At 35.9% G+C, this 13,875-nt stretch carries 10 protein-coding genes and 1 tRNA gene; 10 read left to right on the top strand and 1 reads right to left on the bottom strand.

Annotated features, from left to right (window positions below):
- The first annotated feature begins 61 nt into the window (after positions 1–61).
- From CSC80_RS13180 to CSC80_RS13225, 10 genes are all read left to right on the top strand, one after another.
- Positions 62–134, top strand: a tRNA-Trp gene (locus CSC80_RS13180).
- A 56-nt stretch (positions 135–190) separates the two neighbouring features.
- Positions 191–379 carry a preprotein translocase subunit SecE gene (secE, locus tag CSC80_RS13185; RefSeq protein WP_058106000.1) on the top strand — a complete coding sequence of 63 codons (189 nt, stop codon included), beginning with the start codon at positions 191–193 and terminating at the stop codon, positions 377–379.
- 7 nt (positions 380–386) lie between these two features.
- On the top strand, positions 387–938 hold the full coding sequence (nusG, locus tag CSC80_RS13190; RefSeq protein WP_058106001.1) for a transcription termination/antitermination protein NusG: 552 nt from the start codon (positions 387–389) through the stop codon (positions 936–938).
- A gap of 79 nt (positions 939–1,017) precedes the next feature.
- Complete coding sequence (gene rplK, locus CSC80_RS13195; protein ID WP_058106002.1) at positions 1,018–1,455, top strand: 50S ribosomal protein L11; 438 nt, start codon at positions 1,018–1,020, stop codon at positions 1,453–1,455.
- An 18-nt stretch (positions 1,456–1,473) separates the two neighbouring features.
- On the top strand, positions 1,474–2,163 hold the full coding sequence (gene rplA, locus CSC80_RS13200) for a 50S ribosomal protein L1 (RefSeq protein WP_058106003.1): 690 nt from the start codon (positions 1,474–1,476) through the stop codon (positions 2,161–2,163).
- Between the two features lie 25 nt (positions 2,164–2,188).
- The gene (gene rplJ, locus CSC80_RS13205; protein WP_058106004.1) at positions 2,189–2,704 is read left to right on the top strand and encodes a 50S ribosomal protein L10; all 516 of its coding nucleotides are present in this window, start codon (positions 2,189–2,191) and stop codon (positions 2,702–2,704) included.
- A gap of 51 nt (positions 2,705–2,755) precedes the next feature.
- Positions 2,756–3,133 carry a 50S ribosomal protein L7/L12 gene (gene rplL / locus CSC80_RS13210; RefSeq protein ID WP_058106005.1) on the top strand — a complete coding sequence of 126 codons (378 nt, stop codon included), beginning with the start codon at positions 2,756–2,758 and terminating at the stop codon, positions 3,131–3,133.
- Positions 3,134–3,265: 132 nt separating this feature from the next.
- On the top strand, positions 3,266–7,075 hold the full coding sequence (rpoB, locus tag CSC80_RS13215) for a DNA-directed RNA polymerase subunit beta (RefSeq protein ID WP_058106006.1): 3,810 nt from the start codon (positions 3,266–3,268) through the stop codon (positions 7,073–7,075).
- Positions 7,076–7,137: 62 nt separating this feature from the next.
- On the top strand, positions 7,138–11,436 hold the full coding sequence (gene rpoC, locus CSC80_RS13220) for a DNA-directed RNA polymerase subunit beta' (RefSeq protein WP_058106007.1): 4,299 nt from the start codon (positions 7,138–7,140) through the stop codon (positions 11,434–11,436).
- 59 nt (positions 11,437–11,495) lie between these two features.
- Positions 11,496–11,810: a DUF3467 domain-containing protein gene (locus tag CSC80_RS13225; protein WP_058106008.1), complete on the top strand. Its 315-nt coding sequence runs from the start codon at positions 11,496–11,498 to the stop codon at positions 11,808–11,810.
- Between the two features lie 30 nt (positions 11,811–11,840).
- Here CSC80_RS13225 and CSC80_RS13230 read toward each other — a convergent pair whose 3' ends face one another.
- The gene (locus CSC80_RS13230) at positions 11,841–13,430 is read right to left on the bottom strand and encodes a peptide chain release factor 3 (protein ID WP_099192444.1); all 1,590 of its coding nucleotides are present in this window, start codon (positions 13,428–13,430) and stop codon (positions 11,841–11,843) included.
- Positions 13,431–13,875: the final 445 nt, after the last annotated feature.

Genomic DNA, 13,875 nt, shown 5'->3' on the forward strand with positions numbered 1-13,875 from the left:
TGCTCAAGCGGGACACCTTTACATGCAAATAATAGAATTGGTGATTTGGTTCACCGTTCATACGGGTGTAGCTCAGTTGGTAGAGCACTGGTCTCCAAAACCAGGTGTCGGGAGTTCGAGTCTCTCCTCCCGTGCACAATAGAATTTGGATGAATAATCCTATTTGTTGAAATTGTAAAACAGTATTTAAATGTTCACATATATAAAAGAATCCGTTGAAGAGTTAAGGAATAATGTTACTCTTCCTTCACGTGCAGAATCATCTAATTTGATGGTTGTTGTAGCTGTGTTTTCTATCCTTTTTGCTTTGGCTACTTGGGGTGTAGATACGGTCTTTAGTAAGGTGATAAAAGCATATTTCAACTACGTTTTAAACTAATAGGACTATGTCAGAGGTTTTAGAGAAAAAATGGTACGTTGTTCGAGCTGTAAGTGGTCAAGAGAATAAAATCAAAGGATACATTGAAAGTGAAGTAGAGCGTCATGGTTTTTCAGACTATTTAGAGGATGTTCTTGTTCCTACTGAAAAGGTAGTTCAGATTAGAAACGGCAAGAAAATTAATAAAGAAAGGGTTTATTTTCCTGGGTATATCATGATCAAAGCCAATTTAGGTGGGGAGATGGTGCATATCATACGTTCAATAACCAATGTTATTGGGTTTTTAGGGGAAACTAAAGGGGGAGATCCCGTTCCTTTGAGAAAAAATGAGGTTAACCGTATGCTTGGTAAGGTAGATGAGTTAGCTGTGAATACAGATAGTGTTGCAATTCCATTTGTTTTTGGTGAAACGGTTAAGGTAATTGATGGTCCTTTTAATGGCTTCAATGGAACTGTTGAGAAAATTAACGAAGAAAAACGCAAGCTAGAGGTTATGGTTAAGATTTTTGGTAGAAAAACACCATTGGAGCTTAGCTATATGCAAGTAGAGAAGATTTAAGTATTTAGATTAAGTGTTACATACATATAATTAAAGTAGTGTTGCTTCCGTAAACACGCTTTTAATTTAATTTTAAACAATGGCAAAAGAAGTAGGTAAAGTAGTTAAACTACAAGTTAGGGGAGGTGCAGCGAATCCATCGCCACCGGTTGGACCCGCCTTAGGTGCTGCTGGTGTTAACATTATGGAATTCTGTAAGCAGTTCAACGCTCGTACGCAGGATAAACCAGGTAAAGTATTACCAGTTGTTATCACCGTTTACAAAGATAAGTCTTTCGACTTCGTTGTAAAAACACCACCGGCGGCAATTCAGCTATTGGAAGCGGCTAAGATTAAAAAAGGATCTGGCGAACCTAACAGAGTAAAATTAGGTAGTGTTACCTGGGACCAAATCAAGGCGATAGCCGAAGATAAAATGGTTGACCTTAATGCGTTTACAGTTGAATCGGCAATGAGTATGATTGCTGGTACTGCACGTTCAATGGGTATGAAGGTAGCTGGTAAAAGACCTTTTTAAAATCTTAAAAGTAATTAAATGGCAAAGTTAACGAAGAAGCAAAAGGAGGCGCATTCTAAAATAGAGAAAGATAAACTATACTCTGTTACAGAAGCTTCTGCTTTAATAAAAGAAATTACCAATACAAAGTTTGATGCATCAGTAGATTTAGCGGTTCGTTTGGGTGTAGATCCAAGAAAAGCTAATCAAATGGTTCGTGGTGTGGTAACATTACCTCATGGAACTGGTAAAGATGTAAAGGTTTTGGCTTTGGTAACCCCAGATAAAGAAGCGGAGGCTCAAGAAGCAGGTGCTGATTATGTTGGGTTAGATGAGTATTTGGAAAAAATTAAAGGCGGTTGGACAGATGTTGATGTTATTATCACAATGCCAAGCGTAATGGGTAAATTAGGACCGTTAGGTCGTGTATTAGGGCCTAGAGGTTTAATGCCTAATCCAAAAACAGGTACTGTAACTATGGATGTAGCAAAGGCTGTATCTGAAGTTAAAGCAGGTAAAATAGATTTTAAAGTTGATAAAACGGGTATCGTACATGCTGCGATAGGTAAGGCTTCTTTTTCCGCTGATAAAATAGCGGATAATGCTAAGGAGTTGTTAGATACTTTGAATAAGATGAAGCCAACTGCGGCAAAAGGTGTTTACATGAAAACTATTTTCATGTCTAGCACTATGAGTCCTAGTTTGCAATTAGATCCAAAGTCAGTTTAACAGCTGGTAGTTAAAAATTAATAGTATGACAAGAGAAGAAAAGGCAACGGTTATAAAAGATTTGACTACGCAGTTGGCAGATAGTGCCACTATTTATGTGGCTGATATTTCTGGTTTAGATGCAGGTACAACTTCTGATTTAAGAAGAGCTTGTTTCAAAGCTAATATTAGACTGGCTGTAGTTAAAAACACATTGCTTGCTAAAGCAATGGAGGCTTCTGAAAAAGAATTTGGTGAATTACCTGAAACGTTAAAAGGAAATACTTCTTTAATGTTTTCAGATGTAGCCAACGCTCCGGCAAAATTGATAAAGAATTTTAGAAAAAAATCTAATAAACCTTTATTAAAAGGAGCTTTTGTTGAAGAAGCAATTTACATAGGTGATGAGAACTTGGATGCGTTAGTAAGCATTAAGTCTAAAGAAGAGATGATTGGTGAGATTATCGGATTGTTACAATCTCCAGCCAAAAATGTTATTTCTGGACTTAAGTCTGGTGGTGGTAAAATCGCTGGTATCCTTAAAACATTATCTGAAAAATAAGTACGCACAATAAACTAAGTATATTTTAAAAATTTTATTAAACGATAGAAAATGGCAGATTTAAAAGATTTCGCAGAACAATTAGTTAACTTGACAGTTAAAGAAGTAAACGAGTTAGCTGATATATTAAAAGAAGAGTACGGTATTGAGCCTGCAGCAGCAGCAGTAGCAGTAGCTGCCGGTGGTGGTGGTGAAGCTGGGGAAGCAGCAGAGGAAAAAACTGAATTCGATGTTATTTTGAAAGCAGCAGGTGCTTCTAAGTTAGCAGTTGTAAAATTAGTTAAGGAATTAACTGGTTTAGGATTAAAAGATGCTAAAGATATCGTTGATAGCGCACCAAAAGCTGTTAAGGAAGGTGTTACTAAAGACGAAGCTGAAGGTATCAAAAAATCATTGGAAGAAGCTGGAGCAGAAGTTGAGCTTAAATAATAGCAACAACCATATTACTTTTGGTTTAGGTCTTTGCGCTTTTTGCGTTTAGACCTAAGCCTTTTTATAGAATTAGGTATATTAAGAGGTATACAACCCAACTAGTACTCACGATCAAAACACTGTCCGTAGATGTTCACAAATAATACTGAAAGAATAAGCTTTGCTTCTGCAAGAAACACACCGGACTATCCGGATTTCTTAGATATTCAGATTAAATCTTTCCAAGACTTTTTTCAACTTGAGACTAAATCAGATGAAAGAGGTAATGAAGGTCTTTATAACACCTTCATGGAAAATTTCCCAATTACTGATACCAGAAATCAGTTTGTATTGGAATTCCTTGATTATTTCATAGACCCACCTAGATATTCTATCCAAGAATGTATAGAGCGTGGTCTTACTTATAGCGTTCCCTTAAAAGCTCGTTTAAAATTATATTGTACAGACCCAGAGCATGAAGACTTTGAAACTATTGTACAAGATGTTTACTTAGGTACAATTCCTTACATGACACCTAGTGGTACTTTTGTTATCAATGGTGCTGAGAGAGTTGTAGTTTCTCAATTGCATAGATCTCCAGGGGTTTTCTTTGGTCAGTCTTTCCATGCAAACGGGACAAAATTATATTCTGCAAGAGTAATTCCTTTTAAAGGATCTTGGATAGAATTTGCTACCGATATCAACGGCGTAATGTATGCTTATATCGATAGAAAGAAAAAATTACCGGTTACTACTTTGTTTAGAGCTATTGGCTTTGAACGTGATAAGGATATATTAGAGATTTTTGACCTTTCTGAAGAGGTGAAGGTTTCTAATGCCGGTCTTAAAAAAGTACTAGGTCGTAAATTAGCGGCAAGAGTATTGAACACTTGGCATGAGGATTTTGTTGATGAGGATACTGGTGAAGTAGTATCTATTGAGCGTAATGAGATTGTTCTTGACCGTGATACTATTTTAGAAAAGGAACACATAGCTGAAATTATTGATGCCGATGTAAAAACTATTCTTTTACATAAAGAGAATAATGCTCAGTCGGATTATGCTATAATTCACAATACACTACAGAAAGATCCAACGAATTCTGAAAAAGAAGCCGTTGAGCATATCTATCGTCAATTACGTAATGCGGAGCCGCCAGATGAGGAAACGGCACGTGGTATTATTGATAAATTATTCTTTTCTGATCAACGTTATAACTTAGGTGAAGTTGGTCGTTATAGAATGAACAAAAAATTACAGTTGGATATTGGAATGGACAAGCAAGTCTTGACTAAAGAAGATATCATAACTATTATAAAATATTTAATTGAGTTAATAAACTCAAAAGCTGAAATTGATGATATTGATCACTTATCTAACCGTCGTGTAAGAACTGTAGGTGAACAATTATCTTCTCAGTTTGGTGTTGGTCTTGCGCGTATGGCAAGAACAATACGTGAGCGTATGAACGTTCGTGATAATGAAGTGTTTACACCAATTGATTTGATTAATGCTAAGACGTTGTCTTCAGTAATTAATTCTTTCTTTGGTACGAACCAATTATCTCAATTTATGGATCAAACGAATCCATTGGCAGAGATTACGCACAAAAGAAGATTATCGGCATTAGGTCCAGGTGGTTTATCAAGAGAGCGTGCAGGTTTTGAGGTTCGTGATGTTCACTATACACACTACGGTCGTTTATGTCCTATTGAAACTCCTGAAGGTCCAAACATTGGTTTGATATCTTCATTGTCGGTGTTTGCGAAAGTAAACCCAATGGGCTTCTTGGAAACTCCTTATAGAAAAGTGGAGAATTCAGTAGTAGACTACAAAAACTATACTTATTTAAGTGCTGAGGAAGAAGAAGGAATGAAAATAGCTCAGGCTAACATTCCAATGAAGGAAGATGGTACTATAGATGCGGAAAAAGTAATTGCAAGGGAAGAAGGTGATTTCCCAGTTGTGGATCCATCGGAAATTCAATATACCGATGTTGCTCCTAATCAAATTGCTTCAATTTCTGCTTCCTTGATTCCGTTCTTGGAACATGATGATGCAAACAGGGCTTTGATGGGGTCTAACATGATGCGTCAAGCAGTTCCTTTGTTGAAACCACAATCTCCAATTGTTGGTACAGGTCTTGAACGTCAAGTTGCTTCAGATTCAAGAGTATTGATCAATGCTGAAGGAGATGGGGTTATTGAGTATGTTGATGCTCAAAAAATCACTATCAAATATGATAGAACTGATGAGGAAAGATTAATCAGTTTCGAAGAAGATAGCAAGACTTATTTCTTGGTGAAGTTTAGAAAAACCAACCAAGGTACCAACATTAACTTGAAGCCAATTGTACAAGTAGGTGATAGAGTTAAGAAAGGACAAGTTCTTTGTGAAGGTTATGCAACTGAAAAAGGAGAATTAGCATTAGGTAGAAACTTAACCGTTGCATTTATGCCATGGAAGGGGTATAACTTTGAGGATGCAATTGTAATTTCGGAGAAAGTTGTACGTGAAGATATTTTTACATCTATTCATGTTGATGAGTATTCTCTAGAAGTTAGGGATACTAAATTAGGAGCGGAAGAACTTACACATGATATACCTAACGTTTCTGAAGAGGCTACAAAAGACCTAGATGAAAATGGTATGATTAGAATAGGTGCAGAGGTTAAGCCTGGTGATATTCTAATTGGTAAGATTACACCAAAAGGTGAGTCTGATCCAACTCCTGAAGAAAAATTATTACGTGCCATATTTGGTGACAAAGCTGGTGATGTAAAAGATGCTTCATTAAAAGCATCACCTTCTTTAAGAGGTGTTGTTATTGATAAGAAATTATTCTCTAGATCAGTAAAGGATAAGAGAAAACGTTCTGAAGATAAAGAAGAACTATCTAAATTAGAATTGGAATACGAAGTGAAATTCCAAGAATTAAAAGATATTCTTGTTGAGAAATTATTTACTATAGTAAATGGTAAGACCTCTCAAGGTGTTCTTAATGATTTAGGTGAAGAAGTATTACCTAAGGGTAAGAAGTATTCAATGAAAATGTTGAATTCTGTTGATGATTTTGCTCACTTAGTAGGTGGTAGTTGGACAACGGATGCAGATACTAATGCATTGGTAGCTGATCTTCTTCATAACTATAAGATTAAGCTTAACGATTTACAAGGTAACTTAAGAAGAGATAAGTTTACTATATCTGTTGGAGATGAATTGCCTGCTGGTATTATGAAACTTGCTAAGGTGTATATCGCCAAAAAGCGTAAGCTTAAAGTTGGTGATAAAATGGCAGGTCGTCATGGTAACAAAGGTATTGTTTCAAGAATTGTTCGTCACGAAGACATGCCTTTCTTGGAAGATGGAACACCAGTTGATATTGTATTGAATCCGTTAGGTGTACCTTCTCGTATGAATATTGGTCAAATCTATGAAACAGTTTTAGGTTGGGCTGGTCTTAAGCTTGGAAGAAAGTATGCTACACCAATTTTTGATGGGGCAACTTTAGAAGAGATAAACAAGTATACAGATGACGCAGGTATTCCAAGATTTGGACATACTTACTTATTCGATGGTGGAACCGGTCAACGTTTTGATCAACCTGCAACAGTAGGTGTGATCTATATGTTGAAACTTGGTCACATGGTAGATGATAAGATGCACGCACGTTCAATTGGACCATACTCTCTAATTACACAACAACCATTGGGTGGTAAAGCTCAGTTTGGTGGTCAGAGATTTGGTGAAATGGAGGTTTGGGCATTAGAAGCTTATGGTGCATCTGCAACTTTACGTGAGATACTTACAGTTAAGTCCGATGATGTAATCGGAAGGGCTAAGACTTATGAATCCATAGTTAAGGGAGAAACAATGCCAGAGCCTGGTTTACCAGAATCTTTCAACGTTTTAATGCACGAACTTAAGGGACTAGGTTTGGATATTAGACTGGAAGAATAGTTCAATAGTTAGTATTGAAGACTATTAAGTAAAACAAATTAAAACATTATCAGAACGCTATTATGGCTAGAATAAAAGATAATAACCAAGTAAAAAGGTTTGATAAAATTTCCATAGGTTTAGCTTCTCCAGAATCTATTTTGGCAGAATCTAGAGGTGAAGTTTTAAAGCCGGAAACAATTAACTATAGAACTCACAAACCAGAACGTGATGGTTTGTTCTGTGAGCGTATTTTTGGTCCTGTTAAGGATTATGAATGTGCTTGTGGTAAATACAAGCGTATTCGTTACCGTGGTATCGTTTGTGACCGTTGTGGTGTAGAGGTAACGGAAAAGAAAGTTCGTAGAGATCGTGTAGGTCATATTAACTTGGTGGTACCAGTAGCTCATATTTGGTACTTCCGTTCTTTACCTAATAAAATAGGTTACCTTTTAGGTTTACCTTCCAAGAAATTGGATATGATTATTTACTACGAGCGTTACGTAGTAATACAACCAGGTATCGCTAAAGGACCTGAAGGTGAAGAAATCAATAAAATGGATTTCTTGACAGAAGAAGAGTACTTGAATATATTAGATACTATTCCTCAAGAAAATCAATATTTAGAAGATACTGACCCTAATAAGTTTATTGCTAAAATGGGTGCAGAGTGTTTAATTGATTTGTTGGGTAGAATAAATCTTAAAGAACTTTCTTTTGAGTTAAGACACAAAGCAAATACTGAGACTTCAAAGCAGAGAAAAACTGAAGCTTTAAAGCGTTTGCAAGTAGTTGAGGCACTTAGGGAATCTCAAGAAAATAGAGAAAACGAACCAGAATGGATGATCATGAAGGTAATTCCGGTGATTCCACCAGAATTACGTCCATTGGTACCATTAGATGGTGGTCGTTTTGCAACATCAGATTTAAATGATCTTTATAGAAGGGTAATTATTCGTAATAACCGTTTAAAAAGATTGGTTGAAATAAAGGCTCCTGAAGTAATTTTACGTAATGAAAAACGTATGCTTCAAGAAGCGGTAGATTCTTTGTTCGATAATACGAGGAAAGCGTCTGCAGTAAAAACGGAATCTAATAGACCTTTAAAATCTCTTTCAGATTCATTAAAAGGTAAACAAGGTCGTTTCCGTCAAAACTTACTTGGTAAGCGTGTAGATTATTCTGCTCGTTCGGTAATTGTTGTAGGACCAGAGTTGAACTTATATGAATGTGGTCTTCCAAAAGACATGGCTGCTGAGCTTTACAAGCCTTTTGTAATCAGAAAATTGATTGAAAGAGGTATTGTAAAAACAGTTAAGTCCGCTAAGAAAATTATAGATAAGAAAGAGCCTGTAGTTTGGGATATTTTGGAAAATGTATTGAAAGGTCATCCTGTATTATTGAACAGGGCCCCTACTTTGCACCGTTTGGGTATCCAAGCTTTCCAACCTAAATTAATAGAAGGTAAAGCAATTCGTCTACACCCATTGGCATGTACTGCATTTAATGCGGATTTTGATGGGGATCAAATGGCGGTTCACTTACCATTAGGACCAGAGGCTATTCTAGAAGCACAGTTGTTGATGCTTGCTTCTCAGAACATATTAAACCCTGCTAATGGTTCGCCGATTACTGTACCATCACAGGATATGGTCTTGGGTCTGTATTACATGACCAAAGAGCGTAAATCAACTCCTGAAGTTCCAATTATCGGTGAAGGTTTAACATTTTATTCTGCAGAAGAAGTAGAGATAGCTTTTAATGAAGGTAAAGTAAATCTTAATGCTGGTATTAAGGTTAGAGCTAAGGATTTTAATGAGGAGGGTGAATTGGTTAATCAAATTATACCTACAACTGTTGGGCGTGTTTTATTTAATAAAAATGTACCAGAGGAAGCGGGTTATATTAACCAAGTATTGAACAAGAAGGCATTAAGAAATATCATTGGTGATATTTTAGCCGTAACAAGTGTTCCTGCAACTGCAGCTTTCTTGGATAAGATTAAGACTATGGGGTATGAATTTGCCTTCAAAGGTGGATTGTCCTTTAGTTTAGGTGATATTATTATCCCGGCTGAAAAAATGGATATGATCGGTGAGGCCAATGGTCAGGTTGATGGCATTATGGCTAACTATAACATGGGTCTTATTACCAATAACGAGAGATACAATCAGGTTATTGATGTATGGACATCAACAAATGCTATGTTGACGGAGTTGGCTATGAAACGTATCCGTGAGGATCAGCAAGGTTTCAACTCGGTGTATATGATGCTTGATTCTGGAGCAAGGGGTTCTAAGGAACAAATTCGTCAGTTAACAGGTATGCGTGGTTTGATGGCCAAGCCTAAAAAATCAACAGCTGGTGGTGGAGAAATTATTGAAAACCCTATTCTTTCTAACTTTAAGGAAGGTCTTTCAATTTTAGAATACTTTATTTCTACACACGGTGCACGTAAAGGACTTGCGGATACGGCATTGAAAACTGCGGATGCTGGTTACTTAACGAGAAGACTTGTTGATGTTTCTCAGGATGTTATTATTAACACCGAAGATTGTGAAACATTAAGAGGGGTGGAAGTTCAGGCACTTAAGAAGAATGAAGAAGTTGTTGAAAGCTTAGGTGAAAGAATTTTAGGTCGTGTTTCTCTACATGATGTATATAACCCAATGACAGAAGAATTGGTTCTTCAAGCGGGTCAACAGATTATGGAAGCCGATGTTAAGAGAGTGGAAGCATCTCCTATTGAAAAAATAGAAGTACGTTCAGCACTTACATGTGAAGCTGAGAAAGGTATTTGTGCTAAATGTTACGGTAGAAACCTTTCAACCAATAAAATGGTACAAAGAGGTGAAGCTGTTGGTGTTGTGGCCGCACAATCAATTGGTGAGCCGGGTACACAACTTACACTTAGAACATTCCACGTAGGTGGTATTGCAGGTAACATTTCTGAGGATAATAAATTAGAAGTAAGATTCTCGGGTATTGCTGAAATTGAAGATTTAAGAACGGTTACAGGTGAAGGTTCTGATGGTAAACCAGCAGAGATCGTAATTTCTAGAACAACTGAGATTAAAGTTGTTGATGCCAAAACCGGTATTACTTTGAGTACAAGCAATATTCCTTATGGGTCTCAGTTGTTTGTGGAAAATGGAGCTAAAGTTGAAAAGGGCGATGTAATTTGTTCTTGGGATCCATATAACGGGGTAATCGTTTCTGAATTCCCAGGTAAAATTGCTTATGAGAATATTGAGCAAGGTGTTACTTATCAAGTTGAAATAGATGAGCAAACAGGTTTCCAAGAGAAAGTAATTTCAGAATCTAGAAACAAGAAGTTGATACCAACTTTATTGATTCAAGATGCTAAAGGTGAAACATTACGTTCTTACAACCTACCGGTAGGTTCTCATATAATGGTCGATGATGGCGATAAGATTAAAGAAGGTAAGACTTTGGTTAAGATTCCACGTAAATCTGCAAAAGCGGGTGATATTACAGGAGGTCTTCCAAGAGTTACCGAATTGTTTGAAGCTAGAAATCCATCTAACCCTGCAGTAGTATCTGAAATTGACGGTGTTGTTTCTTTCGGTAAAATAAAGCGTGGTAATAGAGAGATAATCATTGAATCTAAATTAGGTGAGGTTAAGAAATATCTTGTGAAATTATCTAATCAGATCTTGGTACAGGAGAATGATTATGTAAGAGCAGGTATGCCATTGTCAGATGGATCAATTACACCAGAAGATATTTTAGCAATAAAAGGTCCTTCCGCTGTACAACAGTACTTGGTAAATGAAGTTCAGGAAGTTTATAGACTGCAAGGGGTGAAGATTAATGATAAGCACTTTGAAGTAGTTGTTAGACAGATGATGCGTAAAGTAAGAATTCAAGATCCAGGTGATACTATCTTCTTAGAGAATCAATTGATTCATAAAGATGATTTCATTAAAGAAAATGATGAAATTTTTGGTAAGAAAGTAGTAATGGAAGCTGGTGATTCTGACAATCTTAAACCGGGTCAAATTGTAACTCCAAGAGAGTTAAGAGATGAAAATTCGTTGTTAAGACGTGGGGATAAGGCATTGGTTGAGGCAAGAGATGCAGTTTCTGCAACGGCAACTCCAATCCTTCAAGGTATCACTAGAGCATCGTTGCAGACGAAATCATTTATTTCTGCTGCATCGTTCCAAGAAACGACTAAGGTGTTAAATGAAGCCGCTGTAAGTGGAAAAGTAGATACTTTAGAAGGTCTTAAGGAGAATGTTATCGTTGGTCATAAGATTCCTGCTGGTACAGGTATGCGAGACTATGATAGTATTATCGTTGGGTCCAAAGAAGAATATGATGAGATAATGGCCAGAAAAGAGGCATTAAGATTCTAATTATAATACTGACCCTCAAATTTTATTTGAGGGTCATTTTTTTTTAATATGATATAAACATGAGTGAACATAAGAACCCAAATCAAAAGCAGATAAATATTGAATTGGACGAAAAAATGGCAGAAGGTATATACTCTAATCTAGCTATTATTAATCATTCAGTTTCTGAATTTGTGGTTGATTTTATTAGTATGATGCCAGGAGCTCCAAAGGCAAAAGTTAAAAGTAGGATTATTTTGACTCCTCAACATGCTAAAAAGTTTTTAAAAGCTTTAAACGATAATGTGCAACGTTTTGAGAAAGCACACGGAACAATAAAGGATTATGAGCAACCTTCAATACCAATTAATTTTGGTCCTACAGGAGAAGCATAAAAAAAGCCCAATTTTTAAATTGGGCTTTTTTTATTCAAATTCTGAAGTAAAATGTAGTTTAACTGATGGATATTTTTGCTGGGTCATTTGAAGGGAGAATTGAGAATCTGCTAAAAATACCAATTGACCTCTCTTGTCCTTGGCAAGGAACTTTTGCTTAACTCGTTCAAATTCCTTGAATTCATCTGATTTTCTGTTTTCGGTACCTACCCAACATGCCTTATATACGTTGAAATTTTCATAGCTACATTTCGCGCCATATTCATGTTCCAGCCGGTATTGGATAACTTCGAACTGTAATGCACCCACGGTACCTATAACTTTTCTGCCATTCATTTCTAAAGTAAATAATTGTGCTACACCCTCATCCATTAATTGGTCTATTCCTTTATTTAGCTGTTTGGATTTTAATGGGTCTGCGTTATTGATATATCTAAAATGTTCTGGTGAAAAACTAGGTATCCCTTTATAATGTAAGGTTTCGCCTTCCGTTAACGTATCACCAATTTTAAAATTACCCGTATCATGAAGACCTACAATATCACCGGGATAAGAAATATCAACTATTTCCTTTTTTTCTGCAAAAAAGGCATTAGGACTTGAAAATTTTAAATTTTTACCATGTCTTACATGTAAGTAAGGTTTATTTCTTTCAAATGTACCCGATACAATTTTAATAAAAGCAAGTCGGTCTCTATGTTTAGGATCCATGTTAGCATGTATTTTAAATACGAACCCGGTCATAGCTTTTTCGTTAGCTTCTACCAAACGTTCTTCAGCATTTTTAGAACGTGGTGTAGGGGCAATTTGGATAAAACAATCTAATAATTCCCGAACTCCAAAATTATTAAGGGCGGATCCAAAGAAAACTGGCTGTTGGTCACCTTTTAGGTATAGTTCTTTGTTAAATTTTGGATATACTCCCCATACCAATTCAAGGTTATCCCTTAATTCCGCTGCGGCGTTGCTTCCTATAATTTTGTCCAGTTCAGGATTGGTAACGTCATCAAAAGCAATCGTTTCTTCAATATTCTTTTTACTATCCCCACTAAAAAGATTAATATTCTTTTCAAAAATGTTGTAAATACCTTTAAAATCATAGCCCATCCCAATAGGAAAACTTAACGGAGTAACGGAAAGTCCAAGCTTTTGTTCTAATTCATCCAATAAATCAAAAGCATCTTGACCTTCTCTGTCCAATTTATTAATGAATACGAGCATTGGAATTTTTCGCATACGACAAACTTCTACTAGTTTGACTGTTTGTTCCTCTACACCTTTAGCAACATCAATTACAACTATGACACTATCTACAGCGGTAAGGGTTCTAAAAGTATCTTCGGCAAAATCTTTGTGTCCTGGGGTATCTAAAATGTTAATCTTCTTGTTCTTGTAGTTAAAGGCAAGAACAGAGGTTGCGACAGAAATACCTCTTTGTCTTTCAATTTCCATGAAATCACTGGTCGCGGATTTTTTTATTTTATTGTTTTTTACGGCACCCGCTTCTTGAATGGCACCTCCAAAAAGTAATAGTTTTTCAGTAAGTGTAGTTTTACCAGCATCGGGGTGGGAAATGATACCAAAGGTTCTTCTTCGTTCTATTTCTTGTTTGAAGGTCATATAAAAAATTTGTGCAAAAATAAGATAAAATAGATTCTTACCATTTAAGAAAGCTCAGTGATAATTTAAGTAAGATGTATTCAATGAAGACTATAAGCATGATATGTGAATATTATTTACAATTGTTTTAATGAATATGATCCATATTGCTAGATTGATCGTATTTAAAAGAAATGTTAATATATTGACAACTGTTTGTCCATTTTTTATGCAGATTGCCTATTGAATTTGAGGGTTAATCGAAAAAGAATTTGAGTTGAATTCATTTTAATATATCTTAGCAACGTTTTAATAAGACTGCCCCACTTTCTTATCGAAAACATTAAAAACACTACCATTTGCCATGGTGATTAGTAAAACACTAACACTTATGGGTAAAATTACTTTTTTAAAAATTAATAAGTTTTTCTTAAATAGTACTAACTATTTATATTCTACTTTCCTT

The sequence above is a fragment of the Maribacter sp. 6B07 genome, assembly GCF_002700155.1.
GTDB classification, from domain to species: domain Bacteria; phylum Bacteroidota; class Bacteroidia; order Flavobacteriales; family Flavobacteriaceae; genus Maribacter; species Maribacter dokdonensis.